Here is a 281-nt window from a genome sequence, read left to right as displayed (position 1 = left end):
GCGGCTGAACTCGATGAAGGCCCCCGGTGTGGACATCACCGTCACACCGCCGGCCAGGGCCATCGAGCACTCGCCGTTGCGCAGCGCCTGCACGGCGAGCTGCAGGGCGACCAGCGAGGAGGAGCAGGCCGTGTCGACGGTGACCGCCGGGCCCTCCAGGCCGAAGGTGTAGGAGAGGCGGGCAGAGACCACGCTGGCCGCTGTGCCCGTGCCGAGCTGGCCCTCCAGCTGGTCCTGCGAGTTGGCGGCAAGGGTGAGGTAGTCCTGGCCGTTGGTACCGA

1 protein-coding gene is annotated in these 281 nt (G+C 70.8%); it reads right to left on the bottom strand.

The features are described from left to right. Positions 1–281 (bottom strand): beta-ketoacyl synthase N-terminal-like domain-containing protein (locus UK12_RS35520; RefSeq protein ID WP_045307357.1); only part of this gene is annotated, 281 nt, incomplete at both ends.

Origin of the sequence: Saccharothrix sp. ST-888, from assembly GCF_000955975.1 — a bacterium.
Taxonomy (GTDB): Bacteria; Actinomycetota; Actinomycetes; order Streptomycetales; family Streptomycetaceae; genus Kitasatospora.
The sequence above is the reverse complement of the archived record's forward strand: the minus strand, read 5'-3'. Positions and strand labels throughout refer to the sequence as shown.